This is a genomic window from Shewanella profunda, from assembly GCF_023283765.1.
In the GTDB taxonomy this organism is placed as follows: domain Bacteria; phylum Pseudomonadota; class Gammaproteobacteria; order Enterobacterales; family Shewanellaceae; genus Shewanella; species Shewanella profunda.
Genome location: NZ_JAKILG010000020.1, coordinates 1 through 14728 on the forward strand (window position 1 = coordinate 1; position 14728 = coordinate 14728).

Below are 14728 nucleotides of genomic sequence, written 5' to 3' on the forward strand. Positions count from 1 at the left end.
TCCGCTAAAAGCCAGTAAACCAACCAAAATAAGAAAGGCAGCATGGAATGGTGATTTTAGGAGCGAGATTTTCTTTGGTTAAGAGATTTAACAAAGCTTAATCCCGCCCTGTAGGAATTTCCCTGTAAAAATAACCATACGCCATACCTTTTATGTTGGCAGCAAATTATTTAATTGTAATTGCGCTAATTATTCACAGGTGTATTTAAGGCACATAAGTTAGTTGATACTGGATTTACATTGTAAACAGCGCTTTAAAAGTTAACTTGAAATAATCCATACACCTTGATGTGTCCTGAGATGTGTAACCAATTGGCGCATTTATAGAAGCATTATTTGTGGGAGTCTGAGTTTCATTTAATCGGGAATAAATAATGATTTCAGGTTTGCCCTCCATTAGCCTTAACACTAAAATGGCGTGTTTGAAGGTTGTTGTTCTAGTTTAACTCTCTATTTTCACGGATCAAACCTCAGATGTTGTCTAATCGGCACCTCAGATAACTTGGATATATCGCAAGTTGCCCTGAGCTTGTTGTGTTAGTTTCGCTAAAGGCAGTGCATTAAGTTGAAAATGGGTAAACAATATAGCGGATAAGGGTTAGTGTACCCATTGTATATGCATAGTTGTTTGATTAATTTGGGTTAATGCAAGACAAATTCTTGCAATATTCAACAGTTAGACTGCTATCAAATGTCAGTCTTTGACGATGCCGTGGGATAGAACAGATTTGCAACATTCTAGATATAGAGTAGGCTGATTAAGAGCTATACCCTGTATTTATCTAACAATCTTAACCATAGTTAGCATACTTTTTAAATGGAATAACAACTGAGTGAATTTGGTATAACCGCAGGTGTCAATATTTGCATTAGTTTACACTTTTGTTGGGTTATCTTCCTTGTTGATCCTAATAGAGTATGCGATAAGTAACATCTTTTATTTGAGTTATAATTACGACCGTATCAGCACAAATAAGTGTACTGGTGTGTAGGTCGTTAATATTTGAAGGAGTTCTCATGCGGCAGACAATTAAACTTGCCTCAGTTATAAGCGTGGCGTTATGGATGGCAGCTTGCAGCCCTCAAGAAGAGACAGCTCAAACAGGGGCTGGGCCGCAGAGCATGGAAGTGGGAATTCTCAATGTGGTTGCTAAGCCTCAGGTTATCCAAGTGGAGTTACCGGGTCGCAGTAAAGCGTTCCTCGAGGCCGAAGTTCGCCCGCAGGTAAATGGTATTATCACTAAGCGTAGCTTCGTAGAGGGCGGCAATGTGAAGCAGGGCGAGTCTTTATATCAAATAGACTCAGCGACATACAAAGCGGCACTCGTCAGTGCGAATGCAGATTTAGCCAGAGCGAATGCGAGTCTAGCATCGGCGAAAGCTAAAGCGGCTCGTTATCAGCAATTAGTGAAAACGAATGCGATCAGTAAGCAAGATTTCGACGAAGCCGAAGCTGCATACAAAGAGGCATTGGCCAGTGTCACTGTGGCTGAAGCCGCAATCAATACGGCTAAGATTAACCTGCAATATACAGAAGTATTAGCACCAATTTCCGGTCGTATCGGTAAGTCGAGTGTCACAGCCGGGGCGTTGGTGACAGCGAACCAAAGCCAAACCTTAGCAACGATTCAACAGCTTGATCCAATCAATGTGGATATCGCGCAATCGAGTGCACAACTACTGCGCCTTAAAGCTAAGCTAAAACAAGGTAAGTTACAGGCTGCGGATAATGCTGATGTACAGTTGGTATTGGAAGACGGTACAACCTATGGTCATTTAGGTAAGTTGCAATTTGCTGAAGTCAGTGTGGATGAGAACACTGGCTCCGTTATTCTGCGCGCCGAGTTTCCAAACCCTGATGGTATCTTGTTACCCGGTATGTATGTTCGCGCAGTGCTAAATGCGGGTACTGATCCTCAAGCTATTCTAGTTCCGCAAAAAGCCATTAGCCGTAACTCTAAAGGCGAAGCTGTGGCTATGGTAGTGAATGACCAAGGTGTTGTGGAAGCGAAAACAGTGACAACAGCAGAAACTGTTGGTCACGAATGGCGTATTACTGAAGGGCTTGCTGCTGGCGATAAGTTGATTGTCGAAGGCTTGCAAAAAATTCGCCCCGGAGCGCCAGTAACACCCAAAGTTATTTCTGAAACGCAAGCACAATAGGGCATAGCTATGGCACGTTTTTTTATTGATCGCCCCATCTTTGCGTGGGTGATCGCCTTAATTATTATGTTGGCGGGGATCCTATCGATCCGTTCTCTGCCAGTATCCCAATATCCGAGCATTGCACCACCAACAGTGGTGATCAGCGCTAATTACCCTGGCGCTTCTGCTAAGATCGTTGAGGACTCTGTGACTCAGGTGATTGAGCAGCGCATGACGGGTATTGACCATCTGCGTTATATCACTTCAACCAGTGATAGTTTTGGTAATGCGTCTATTACCTTAACCTTTAACGCAGAAGCCGATCCGGATATTGCGCAGGTTCAGGTTCAGAACAAGTTACAAGGTGCTATGACCTTGTTACCACAGGAAGTGCAATCACAGGGGGTGAATGTTAACAAGTCTAGCTCTGGTGGCTTCCTATTGCTCTTAGGCTTTGTATCAACTGACGGTTCTCTGGATAAGAGTGATATCGCCGACTATGTAGGTTCTAACGTACAAGATCCTATGAGTCGTGTTCCTGGTGTGGGCGAGATTCAGTTATTCGGCGCTCAATACGCGATGCGTATATGGTTAGATCCGTTAAAACTGACCCAATACAACCTGACGAGCATAGATGTCGTTTCGGCGATCCGTTCTCAAAACGCGCAAGTTTCATCGGGTCAACTCGGTGGTACACCATCGGTAGCGGGTCAAGAGCTAAACGCAACCGTTTCGGCCCAAAGCCGTTTACAAACGCCGGAGGAGTTTCGCAAGATTATTCTTAAATCGGATACATCTGGCGCTATTGTGTTCTTAGGTGATGTTGCGCGCATTGAGTTAGGTTCTGAAAGCTATTCAGTCGTGTCATCGTATAACGGTAAACCCGCCACAGGTTTAGCGATTAAACTGGCAACGGGCGCAAACGCACTCGATACCGCAGAAGCCGTTCGCGCTAAAATCGCTGAGATGAAACCTTTCTTCCCGCAAGGGTTGGATGTGGTTTATCCCTACGACACAACACCTTTCGTTGAAAAATCAATCGAAGGCGTAGTGCACACTCTGATAGAAGCCGTTGTACTGGTGTTTCTCATCATGTACCTCTTCCTGCAAAATTTCCGTGCAACTTTAATCCCAACTATCGCGGTGCCAGTGGTATTACTCGGGACCTTTGCAATTCTCTCTGCGACGGGCTTCTCGATCAATACACTTACCATGTTTGCTATGGTGCTGGCGATTGGCTTGCTGGTAGACGATGCGATTGTGGTGGTAGAAAACGTCGAGCGGGTGATGTCTGAGGAGGGGTTAAGTCCACTCGAGGCTACACGTAAATCGATGGATCAAATCACCGGCGCCTTGGTAGGTATCGGTTTGACTCTGTCCGCGGTATTCGTGCCAATGGCATTTATGTCTGGTTCAACCGGGGTTATTTATCGTCAGTTCTCTGTCACTATTGTGTCAGCGATGGCACTGTCTGTGATGGTTGCCTTAATTTTAACGCCAGCACTTTGTGCAACTATGTTAAAACCACTCAAGAAAGGCCATGGGCACATTGAAACAGGCTTCTTTGGTTGGTTTAACCGTGGTTTTGATAAATTAACGAATCGTTACGAATCGAGTGTCGCTAGCATCATCAAGCGTGGCTTTAGGGTAATGATGATTTACGTTGCACTGGTGGTTGCAGTGGCTTGGATCTTCATGCGTATGCCAACCGCTTTCTTGCCAGATGAAGACCAAGGTATTTTGTTTACTCAGGCAATTTTACCGACGAACGCATCCCAAGAAAGTACCATAAAAGTGTTGGATAAAGTGTCTGAACACTTTATGGCTGAAGACGGTGTGAGATCGGTATTTAGCGTGGCGGGCTTTAGTTTTGCGGGTCAAGGGCAAAACATGGGTATCGCTTTCGTGGGGCTGAAGGATTGGTCTGAGCGTGAGTCTGGTATGGATGTTCAATCTATTGCTGGGCGTGCTATGGGTGCATTCAGTCAGATGAAAGATGCCTTCGTATTCGCCTTCGTACCGCCTGCGGTTATTGAGCTGGGTAAGGCTAACGGCTTTGATATGTTCCTGCAGGATAAGAATGGTCAAGGCCATGAAAAGTTACTGGCTGCACGAAATCAGCTATTGGGTATGGCGGCACAAAATCCAAATCTAGTGGGCGTTCGTCCTAATGGTCAGGAAGACGCACCAATTTACCAATTACATATAGATCACGCTAAATTAAGCGCGCTAGGCATTGAAATCGGTAATGTTAACAGTGTACTTGCAACGGCATGGGGTGGTTCATATGTGAACGACTTTATCGATCGTGGCCGCGTTAAAAAAGTCTATGTGCAAGGTGATGCCCAGTATCGTATGCAACCCGGTGACTTAGACTCTTGGTATGTACGTAACAATAATGGTGACATGGTGCCATTCTCTGCTTTCGCGAGAGGGACATGGGAATATGGTTCACCACGTCTAGAGCGCTTTAACGGCTTGCCCGCGATGAATATTCAAGGCGCAACAGCGGCAGGATTTAGTACTGGTGCTGCCATGGATATTATGGAAGATTTGGTTAAGCAGTTGCCTCCTGGTTTTGGTATTGAGTGGAATGGCCTATCCTACGAAGAACGTCTGTCGGGTAACCAAGCTCCCGCACTATATGCGTTGTCGATATTAGTTGTATTCCTCGTACTTGCAGCACTTTATGAGAGCTGGTCGGTACCATTTGCTGTTGTGCTAGTAGTACCTTTGGGGATTATCGGTGCATTAATAGCGATGAATGGTCGAGGTTTACCAAACGACGTATTCTTCCAAGTTGGTCTATTAACTACAGTTGGTTTGGCGACTAAGAACGCCATCTTGATTGTGGAGTTTGCCAAAGAGTACTACGAAAAAGGTTCTGGTTTAGTAGAGGCAACACTGCATGCGGTACGTGTGCGTTTGCGCCCTATTTTAATGACGTCCTTAGCCTTCGGCCTAGGTGTTGTGCCGTTAGCCATTAGTACGGGTGTGGGTTCTGGTAGCCAAAACGCCATCGGTACGGGTGTACTCGGTGGTATGATGAGCTCGACCTTCTTAGGTATCTTCTTCGTGCCCTTATTCTTCGTTATTGTTGAGCGTATCTTCAGTAAGCGAGAGAAGAAAGGTAAAGAAGACAAGCCAAACTCAGCGGAATAAGCATAAGAAATGCGAATCAAAAGGCCCTGTAATTGCAGGGCTTTTTGTTATTTAAATGCAATTAGTCATAAGGATGGATAGTCGCTGTGCAGGAGTTCTGGCATATTGCCGCTTAGGCCGTTAAAAGGAGGAAACATGGGCTACTCTGCGTTGAAATTGCAAAAATTAGATGCGCAACTTGGTAAGGGTAAGTTGTACTTCATTTTAGTTGTTGGCGTACTTTGGGGTATGTTGACATCTCTCGTTGTGGCTCTAATACATTATTTTATCTTGGGCGATCCATTCTGGACTGAACTGCAAAGAGCACTCTATATTTACCCTATAACGGGGATTTTGTTCGGTTGGATATCCCCAAACAACCTGAAGAGACAGGATTCAGCGGGAATTTAACGCACTTTAGGCAAGACGGCAATTTGAAGGCCTAGTGGGCTAAGTTAAAAATAGCCAACGCGGCAAGTACGTTAAAACCCGCCGGGACGGAGCACCTTTTCAGGTAGCTTGGGGATGTGTGGTGCGGACTCATCGTAAACGAGATAAACTGCGCCGAATATCGTCAATAGTTTTAGTCAAGTCGAAGTAGGGGTTACATTGTGTTTTCGTGGGGTAATCTTGCAACTAAACAACTTCTCGTGGGGATTGTATGCCATGCGATTGCCCTAGGTTTGTTAGCCTATGGTGTGTATGAATTTTATTGGCAGGAACTCGTATTACCCGAACTAATACGCTCTATTGCTGTGGCCGTGTTATTGATAGGGATGGGGTTGGCCCCTAAGCTATTTTTCATGTCCGTCAGTCAGATAGTATCGCAAACCGAGAACACGGCAGTAAAATCAAAAGTGCAGGCTTATGTATTTAATCTTGGTATTTTTCTACTGATATGCAGTTTTTTGATGGAATGGTTATATCCCTAAATTATCCAATATAGAGCGCCGTTTTTAACCTCCGACGCCCTATCTTTTATAAATCAATATTATGGTGTGTAGTAAGTTGCCGCTCCTGGTCCCACAGGTAGACCAAAGCCGAATACCCATAGGAAGAAAAACGCCGTCCAGCCCACGAAAAACACTAAAGTGTAGGGCAGCATAGTGGCGATCAGCGTACCTATGCCTAAGTTCTTTTGATAACGACAGGCCACCGCAAGGATTAATCCAAAGTAACTCATCATAGGCGTGACTAAGTTTGTTACCGAATCGCCAATACGATATGCCGCTTGAATTGTTTCTGGTGCGTAACCGACCAACATCAACATAGGCACAAAAATTGGGGCGGTAATGGCCCACTGCGCCGAAGCGCTGCCGAGCATCAAGTTGATAAATCCGCACAGCATAATAAAGAACAGGAATAGGATTGGGCCTGTTAGGCCAATGGATTGCAGTGCATCGGCACCTAATACTGCCAATACGGCACCTAAATTACTCCAGTTAAAGAAGGCGACAAATTGCGCCGCAAAAAAGACGAGGACGATATACAGCCCCATAGTGCTCATGCTGTGGGACATCGCATTAATTACATCCTTATCATTCTTAATACTACCGACGACTTTGCCGTAGACAAAACCGGGAATAGCAAAGCAGATAAAGATAAACGCAACGATCCCCTTGAGAAATGGTGAGCCTGAAACTAAACCCGTGTCAGGATGGCGCAGTGGCGCACCCTCTGGCACAACTAAAAGCGCTAACATTATTGCCAATATAAATACCGATAATCCTGCCCATTTTAAGCCACGCTTCTCAATGGCACTCACTGACTCCATCGACTGTAGAACCGTTTCATCCGCATCATCATCTTGGTATTTTCCTAACTTAGGTTCGACAATTTTTTCGGTGACGAACGCACCAAGAAAAGTGATCAAAAAAGTCGAGACAAACATAAAATACCAGTTTACTTCGGGGCCGACGCTATAGTCGGGATCAATCATACGCGCTGCGGCTTCTGTTATACCTGATAGTAAAGGGTCAACGGTTCCGAGTAATAGATTAGCGCTATAGCCTCCAGATACACCAGCAAAGGCGGCGGCTAAACCTGCAAGAGGATGGCGACCTAAGGAATGAAAAATCATCGCAGCCATCGGAATTAATACGACATATCCAAGTTCTGCTGCAGTGTTGGACATAATGCCCGCAAACACTATGGTGACCGTCACGAGTCGCTTAGATGCACCCATGACTAAGGCGCGCATTGCCGCGGATAATAAGCCTGAGCGTTCCGCGATCCCAACGCCAAGCAATGCGACAAGCACTGTACCAAGTGGAGTAAAACCAGTGAAGTTAGTGACTAACTGCGAAACTATCATGCGCAAGCCTTCGGCATTCATTAGGCTCACCACATGGATCAAACCATCGGCGCTGCGGCCGTGGGCTCCAACGGGTCTAGGGTCGACAACCGTGAGTTCAAAATAGCCTGCAATCCCTGAAATAAGAATAACGGCGACACAGAAAAGGGCAAACAGGGTGATAGGATGGGGCAGTAAATTACCTAAACGCTCGACAATATTGAGGAAACGCACAAACCAGCCACTACTGCTTATATCGCTACTGGGTTGATGGGCTTTAGGCGTTGGCACCTTTGGGGTGAACTTATTGTCGGAATTCAAACTATCGTCCTTCCTTTATATGGACCTTTGCCAATCGTATTATCATTAGCGCTAAAACTGGCTTTAAGTGCTGATAACCGGAAATGACATAGCTAAGATGAATATGATTGTGTATGAAAGCTAAGGCAAAAGTTAAAAAATGGTTGGGAAGTATGATTGTTAAGCTTTAATTGAAACTTAAATGATGCTGCTATGGCGATTTGCAAAGCTCAGGATAAAAAAATGGACTCTCGAGGAGTCCAGTATTCACGAGCAAAATGGGTTGCTCTAACGTTGTGCATTTTTACTATAGACCATTTTTTCTGTATCGGAGCTGAATATTCAGCCTCTGCAATTTATAGGTGATTTTTGAAGCGTTTTTCGGCTAAAAAAGTCTAAATCTATGTCTGGCATGCCACTATTTCATGACCTAACACTGTGCTTTAGATGAAATTCTTGCCCATTTGTGATTAGCTGTACCCATTAGAACGAAAAAAAGACTAAGGATGGAAGATGGATAAATTTTTTTTAGGGTTAGCGCTGGTTTTTATCGTGACCTACCTTTGGTACGTCAGCCTAGTGAAAAAACGCAATACTGTGCTCGAAGCGTTATCTGGTATCGATGCACAACTCATCAGCCGTAATGCATTTGTATATCGGATCCTCGAAATGGCTGATCAATATGACCATGATGAATTATTATTTAAAGAAATTAATGGGTTGCTGGCGCAGTCTGCTTCAGCTTATAGCACGATTGACCCCAATGAAGTTAAAGTGCATTTTATTAATGCAGAGCAGTTGAACGATAAAATGGCTATGTTAGTAGCCAATATTGATCATTATCCCGATCTTAAATCCGATAATACTATGTTGCAGGCGATACAAAGTTATAGTGAAACTGAATCTGACATTGCTAATGCCAGTCGTTTTTACAACTCCGCGGTATCTGAATTAAATGCAGCGGTTGAAATATTTCCCGGTTCTATTATTGCCTCTATGGCGAGTATTAAGGTGATGCCTTTCTTTGAGCTGACTGAGGTTCCTAAAGCCCCAATGGATGCCGTTGATTATCTATAAGGCTGACGTTGTAACCTTTGTTGGATGCTGAAATAGGGTGTGGAGTTTATAAAAATAAGATCGCTAAATTTATAGGGTAAACCGTCAGATCCACAATGCTTTGCTATTATTGAGTAACTTATTCTTAACGAATGTATAGGATCTTGATGCTCCGCACTCGTACACTTATGTCAGCACTGTTCATATGGCTTAGCAACTCGAGGTTGTTAGGAATGTGTTTGTTACTGCTTTCGAATATGGTGATGGCGGCAAATGCACAGGATGCCAATTCAAAACCTCGAATCGTGGCACGTTACTCTGAAACGGGTATCCTTAGCAGCGAAGGGCTGGAGAAGTTTAAAGTCTATCAATATCAACAAGCTAATGGCGTTACTGTGTTTACCGATAAGGCTCCCAGTAATAACCAATATCAAATTTTGTTGTACGAATGTTTTGCCTGCCGTCCCGATTCAAATATCGATTGGAATGCCATTCGTTTGTTTAGTGCAAATTATGATTCATTAATCTCTCAAGCAGCCTATAAACACAAGTTGGAACCCGCATTAATTCGCGCGGTGATCCATGCCGAATCGGCTTTCAATTCTCGTGCGGTATCACGTAGTGGTGCTATGGGATTAATGCAATTGATGCCAGAAACCGCTAAAGAAATGGGCGTTATAAATGCATTTTTGCCTGAGGAAAATATTTTTGGTGGCAGTAAATATTTGGCCCAAATGCTAAAACAATTTAATGGCGATATTGCCTTGGCCTGTGCTGCCTACAATGCTGGGCCGACGACGGTGACACAGTACAATGGCATTCCGCCGTATCCTGAGACTCAAGCCTATGTTGAGCGGGTACAAATTTTATTGAAACGCTATCGTGAACAAAAGCGGGTCTAGGGGGTACAGTGCGCATATTGCTGGCAGCTGGCTAAAATGCATCGCTGCCATAGATTTTATTACTCGCCCACTTCCCATTTTACGGTGACATTCCCGCCCGCTTGTCCGAGCGTTTTACCCAAGTAATCCATTAATTCAGTTGCGATTTCATCTAATTGCCAAGGTGGATTAATGATCCATAATCCTGCGGCTGTCATGCCAAACTCATCTGAATCGGGTTTAATTGCTTGCTCAATTCTCAGTTGGCGTTTAATGCCACTGCTGGCGAGGCGCGATAACATGCCTTCGGTCTGAGCGCGATTCACAACCGGATACCAAAGCACAAATACGCCAGTGGCAAAGCGTTTGTGAGCTTTGATCAGCGTTTCAGCCACATCTTGATAGTCGGTTTTCATCTCATAGCTTGGGTCAACTAACACCAGTGCGCGGCGCTCTAGGGGCGGCACTGCGGCGATAAGGCCTTTTAGCCCATCACCCTTAATGACTTTGACTTGCCTGTCTTCACAGAAATAATCGTCCAGTAACACATAATCAGTGCTGTGCAGCTCATGCAGCACCATGCGATCTTTTGGGCCAAGTTCCATATCAATAATGGCGGGTGAGCCGGGATAGAAGTTGAGTTCTTCTGGATTTTCTTCATTAAAGTGACGTACTGCTGCGACATAGTCCTGCAGTGATTGTGGTAGGTCTGTTTTATCCCAAAGTCTAGCCACGCCGTCGAGATACTCGCCCGTTTTCTGTGCAAACTCATCGGTTAAGGTATAACCACCTGCACCAGCATGGGTATCGATATACACGAGTGGTTTGTCTTTCTTGTGCATTAACTGCAGGGTTTGTAACAAGATAGTGTGTTTTAACACATCGGCATAATTGCCTGCGTGATAACCATGGCGGTAACTTAACATGGGGGATCCTAGTAATTTGCAAACAGAGCCAAGGGAGGCAAATGGCAGTGACTAATTATACCTGCGATGGTCATAGGCGTAAATTTAATGCCTTAGTTGGCACTCTTTTTATCGGGGAACCAGTGCATGGGTGTTTGCATTTGAAAGGTTTTCAACCAAAGATTCGCCGGAGCGGGTTTGCCGAATAAGTAACCTTGAAATTGCTTACACCCTAAAGCGGTAAGTTGCGCTAGTTGGGCTTCAGTCTCTATACCTTCGGCTATAACGTTCAGTTTTAAACTCTTCGCTAACAAGATCGCCGCATTCACGATTTGGGTATGGCGCTCGCTAATCCCAAGCTGGCTGACAAAGTAACGATCGATTTTAATCGTATCTGCGCTGATATCGATAAGTTGGCTCAATGAAGCATGCCCTGTACCAAAATCATCAATCGCAATAGATACACCCATGCGAGCAAGCGTATTTAGACGGCGACCGGTTTCTTTATATGTTGAAAATACAGAGGTTTCGGTGATCTCAATTTCTAATAATGGGATGAGTTCAGGATGATTCATATAGGTTTGTATCAACACCTTAAAGAATCGATCCGACAGAATATCTTGTCCTGACAGGTTGAAAGCAATCTTTACCGGAGGCACATTTTTAGGCCAAGAACGGATCAACTGTAGCAGTTGTCTGAATACTTTTATGGCAAAGATTGCCTGTAGTTGAGATGACTCAATAATGGGAATAAATGTGTTGGGCATTATCATTGTGCCATCTTCGTCGAACATTCTGGCGAGTGCTTCAAAGCTTATAATGTGCCCATTAGCCATTACTTGAGGTTGTAGCCACATTTCGAGACGGTTGTGTTTTAACGCCTCGCGGATCCTGGCTTTTTGTGATGAGGCTTCGAGTAAATTATTAATCAGACCAATGTAATACACCATCACAGGACTTGCTTGGGTCGTTTGTTTTATCGCAATTAGGCATTGTTCCGCGGCTTGCTGTGGTGAGGCTTTAGTGCCTGAACTACAACCCACTCGGCATTCGAGATGATATTTAACTTGTTGTTCTTTAAGCTGTAAATGTGTTGGGATACGCTCACGTAATTGCTGGGCGAGATTTTCAGGGGAAATGAGTGGCAAACCTGTAAATTCAAACGCGAAGGAAGCGCCCCTAAAGCGATATATTTTTGCATGTTGGCCGAAACGCTGTTTTAGCTCATTTGCAAAGGTTTTGAGCAGGGCATCCCCTATCTGAATACCGAATGCAGCATTAATTTGGCTGAGGTTATCAATTTTAACGATTGCGACGGTCATTTTTTGCTGGATGACACTTGGCGCTGGATTGTACCAATGATTCTCGTTGGGTAGTCCTGTGACTAAGTCATAAAAATGTGTGCTGATATGGTGTTTTTTAAGCCGACTCAGTTCAATGGCGTAGTTTGCTTGTTCGGTAACATCATGGCAGTGAAACAGTAAGGTATCGTGGTGCTGCAATGAGGCTTTCTGCAGTAGGTATTTTGCTTTGGGGTTATGTTTCAAATGCGTAGGGAAAGATGCCGCGAATAAATTGATGGGGGTATCTTCCGCGAGCTCAAAAATATCAGCGAGTCGAGTGTGGTTTACGCTGATATCTTTGGCGATTATTTTTGCTGCATCGTTTAGGTTGAGAATGATCCCATCTTCATTACAAAAGAAGGAGGCAGTGCCATTATTTTCAAATATTTCAGTGTATTGCTCTAACGTGTGTTGAAGCGCTTCTTGATGCTTAATCATCTGCTGCGAATGAATTTTTTGGGTTTTTAATAGTCGCATTGCCGACAAGGGAATACAGATATTAAAAAACATAAAGAGCAAACCATTTAAGTAGGCATGGGTTGCAGGCAGACTGATATCAATATCGATAATGGTAGGGAGATTGCAATTTTGCAGTAGCAGTAAAAATGGTAATACATTGAAAAACATCATTATGATGGCAGCTTTTCCACCAAACAGAAAAAGTGCCATCAAGGGTAGGGTATATAAAAAAATAATACCTGCCTGCGACAAATTGAAATCAGGAACAAACAACAAGATACATATGCATGCCGCAACAACCATAGCTAACAGGCTGATAGAACTCAGAATTAAATATTGGCGGGTGAACCACAAAGCAAACACTAGCACAATCAAAAAGCTGACCGTGATGATAATGATGAAGCTAAGGTTTAATTGGTACGCTATCAAAGAACTGTGCAGCACTATGCTGGTGGTCAAGATGGCACCACTGAGCAAAATAATCCGTAGTAAGCTAGTTTTTAGTAATGTTCTATCGGGATTTAAGAAGTCTTGCTCCCTGATAAACAAAAAACCCTTGAGCCATTGAAACAAAAAATATCCTTATCCCGTACGGAAATCGCACCAGTCAGCAGGGGGATGTAACATATATCATAAATCACTGTATTGTTATACAAATAGATTTCTATCTTTGTAAATCAGTATATTACATTGTGATACTTGTTTGAGTTTTAAGGTTTATCCTGCGCTGATGTATCAGATAGTGATGGTTATACTCAGTATTCATCAATCAAATTATTAGGCATAATAACCCCCATTTTATTGATTAGAAGACAGCCCGTGACTCCGATTTTTTTTAATCAGCAATACCCAACACTGGTAGACATTTGTGCGCGTTGGCAACTTATTTACGATGCCAATGCCCCTTTCGAATTGCGTTTTGAATCGGACACCTTAACGCTACATAAGCGCGATGAACCTAAACTTGATGGCATTGTTGTGGATTTTGTTTCGGGGGCCGTTGCCCATCGTCGCAAATTTGGCGGTGGTCGAGGTCAGTCTATCGCTAAAGCCGTGGGCTTAAAGCAAGGCGTGACGCCAAGTGTGGTCGATGGCACTGCGGGTTTGGGGCGGGACGCTTTCGTACTTGCCAGCCTAGGTTGCACCGTCACTATGGTTGAGCGTCATCCCGTAGTTGCCGCACTACTTGAGGATGGGCTACGCCGCGCCTATCAAGATGCCGAAATTGGTGATTGGATGCGTGATCGGATGCATCTATTCCATGGCTCTAGCCTAGAAGCACTGTCGAAATTGGAGCAAGAGGTCGATGTGGTTTACCTCGACCCTATGTATCCCCACCGTGATAAGTCGGCCCTCGTTAAAAAGGAAATGCGGGTATTTCAATCCTTAGTCGGAGCGGACTTAGATGCCGATGGTTTGCTCGCCCCCGCTTTAGCCTTAGCAACCAAGCGAGTAGTAGTAAAGCGCCCAGACTATGCCGAAGATTTAGATGGCGTAAAACCTAGTATGGTAATTGACACTAAGAAAAATCGCTTCGATGTCTATGTAAAAGCCGCGATGAAATAGATAAAACGCTTTTGCCCCAAAGCAAGATAACTTTTGTCGCTAGTTGTGCTGTATGAATTGTCATTGTTTCCCCAGTGACTCGCCGCCTATTTATTTAACAAGAGGTGCCCCTATAGGCTCGACGGCGACATCCATGTCGCCAACGGTCACTGGTACAGCAATGCCAATCTCAAGTAAGTTCTCAATATCGAAGCCTGTCCTAAAGAGCTTAATTGTGCAGTGATGAGTTTATCCGCCGCTATTTATTGCATGTGCAGCCGAAAGGGTTGATGCGAGTCAGACACTTTGGTTTTTCGCCAATGCTTGCCGCCGCAAAAAGTTAGCGCTAATCCAACCGCAATTACGCAAACCGCAGGCGACATTGGTTAACCCTTTGGTTAAGGAGGACTGTTCGTGGTGATGCCCGCAATGCCAGCTAGGTCATTTACAGCTTATTGGGCTGATAAGGCCGAAGTCGGTAGTGATGATAAACAACCAAGGTCAGCCAGTACGCATGTCAGGATAACCTCTGTTGCGATGTGATAGAAAGTCACTATAGAAGCAAACCTTATGGGGTTAAGCCGATGAGGGGATAGGGTGTGAGTGTTACCCTAAATTTGAGCTGGAATGCAATGACCCACGCGCATTAGTCAGTTAAAA

General features: G+C 44.3%; 10 protein-coding genes and 1 pseudogene. 8 read left to right on the forward strand and 3 right to left on the reverse strand.

Features of this window, described 5'->3' with window-relative positions; translation table 11 throughout:
- Window positions 1-1017: 1017 nt before the first annotated feature.
- The 4 genes from L2744_RS11290 (at window position 1018) to L2744_RS11305 (ending at window position 6218) form a co-directional block, all read left to right on the forward strand.
- On the forward strand, window positions 1018-2163 hold the full coding sequence (locus L2744_RS11290; protein WP_248991994.1) for an efflux RND transporter periplasmic adaptor subunit: 1146 nt from the start codon (window positions 1018-1020) through the stop codon (window positions 2161-2163).
- Between the two features lie 9 nt (window positions 2164-2172).
- On the forward strand, window positions 2173-5307 hold the full coding sequence (locus L2744_RS11295; protein WP_248991995.1) for an efflux RND transporter permease subunit: 3135 nt from the start codon (window positions 2173-2175) through the stop codon (window positions 5305-5307).
- A 135-nt stretch (window positions 5308-5442) separates the two neighbouring features.
- The gene (locus tag L2744_RS11300; RefSeq protein ID WP_248991996.1) at window positions 5443-5697 is read left to right on the forward strand and encodes a hypothetical protein; all 255 of its coding nucleotides are present in this window, start codon (window positions 5443-5445) and stop codon (window positions 5695-5697) included.
- Window positions 5698-5897: 200 nt separating this feature from the next.
- Complete coding sequence (locus L2744_RS11305) at window positions 5898-6218, forward strand: hypothetical protein (RefSeq protein ID WP_248991997.1); 321 nt, start codon at window positions 5898-5900, stop codon at window positions 6216-6218.
- Window positions 6219-6277: 59 nt separating this feature from the next.
- On the opposite strand, the gene L2744_RS11310 is transcribed toward L2744_RS11305, so the two are convergent.
- Window positions 6278-7870, reverse strand: a complete 1593-nt coding sequence (locus L2744_RS11310) for an AbgT family transporter (protein WP_248992039.1) — start codon at window positions 7868-7870, stop codon at window positions 6278-6280.
- Between the two features lie 522 nt (window positions 7871-8392).
- Between L2744_RS11310 and L2744_RS11315 the strand changes: the two genes are divergently transcribed.
- Both L2744_RS11315 and L2744_RS11320 read left to right on the forward strand, forming a co-directional pair.
- Window positions 8393-8956, forward strand: a complete 564-nt coding sequence (locus L2744_RS11315; RefSeq protein WP_248991998.1) for a LemA family protein — start codon at window positions 8393-8395, stop codon at window positions 8954-8956.
- Between the two features lie 146 nt (window positions 8957-9102).
- Entirely contained in the window at window positions 9103-9837 is a 735-nt protein-coding gene (locus L2744_RS11320) for a lytic transglycosylase domain-containing protein (RefSeq protein WP_283103952.1), read from the forward strand.
- 59 nt (window positions 9838-9896) lie between these two features.
- Here L2744_RS11320 and L2744_RS11325 read toward each other — a convergent pair whose 3' ends face one another.
- Together L2744_RS11325 and L2744_RS11330 are read right to left on the reverse strand one after the other, a co-directional pair.
- Window positions 9897-10742 carry a 23S rRNA (adenine(2030)-N(6))-methyltransferase RlmJ gene (locus L2744_RS11325; RefSeq protein WP_248991999.1) on the reverse strand — a complete coding sequence of 282 codons (846 nt, stop codon included), beginning with the start codon at window positions 10740-10742 and terminating at the stop codon, window positions 9897-9899.
- 92 nt (window positions 10743-10834) lie between these two features.
- Window positions 10835-13096: a bifunctional diguanylate cyclase/phosphodiesterase gene (locus tag L2744_RS11330; RefSeq protein WP_248992000.1), complete on the reverse strand. Its 2262-nt coding sequence runs from the start codon at window positions 13094-13096 to the stop codon at window positions 10835-10837.
- Window positions 13097-13342: 246 nt separating this feature from the next.
- On the opposite strand from L2744_RS11330, the gene L2744_RS11335 reads away from it, so the two are divergent.
- Together L2744_RS11335 and L2744_RS11340 are read left to right on the forward strand one after the other, a co-directional pair.
- Window positions 13343-14089 carry a class I SAM-dependent methyltransferase gene (locus tag L2744_RS11335; RefSeq protein ID WP_248992001.1) on the forward strand — a complete coding sequence of 249 codons (747 nt, stop codon included), beginning with the start codon at window positions 13343-13345 and terminating at the stop codon, window positions 14087-14089.
- Window positions 14090-14301: 212 nt separating this feature from the next.
- A pseudogene (locus L2744_RS11340) lies at window positions 14302-14594 on the forward strand (transposase); the annotation flags it as partial.
- Window positions 14595-14728 lie beyond the last annotated feature (134 nt).

What these genes read in the sequence shown, in the direction of transcription:
- L2744_RS11290 (WP_248991994.1), top strand. Translation starts at nt 1,018, where the DNA reads ATGCGGCAGACAATTAAACTTGCCTCAGTTATAAGCGTGGCGTTATGG.
- L2744_RS11295 (WP_248991995.1), top strand. Translation starts at nt 2,173, where the DNA reads ATGGCACGTTTTTTTATTGATCGCCCCATCTTTGCGTGGGTGATCGCC.
- L2744_RS11300 (WP_248991996.1), top strand. Translation starts at nt 5,443, where the DNA reads ATGGGCTACTCTGCGTTGAAATTGCAAAAATTAGATGCGCAACTTGGT.
- L2744_RS11315 (WP_248991998.1), top strand. Translation starts at nt 8,393, where the DNA reads ATGGATAAATTTTTTTTAGGGTTAGCGCTGGTTTTTATCGTGACCTAC.
- L2744_RS11320 (WP_283103952.1), top strand. Translation starts at nt 9,103, where the DNA reads ATGCTCCGCACTCGTACACTTATGTCAGCACTGTTCATATGGCTTAGC.
- L2744_RS11325 (WP_248991999.1), bottom strand. Translation starts at nt 10,742, where the DNA reads ATGTTAAGTTACCGCCATGGTTATCACGCAGGCAATTATGCCGATGTG.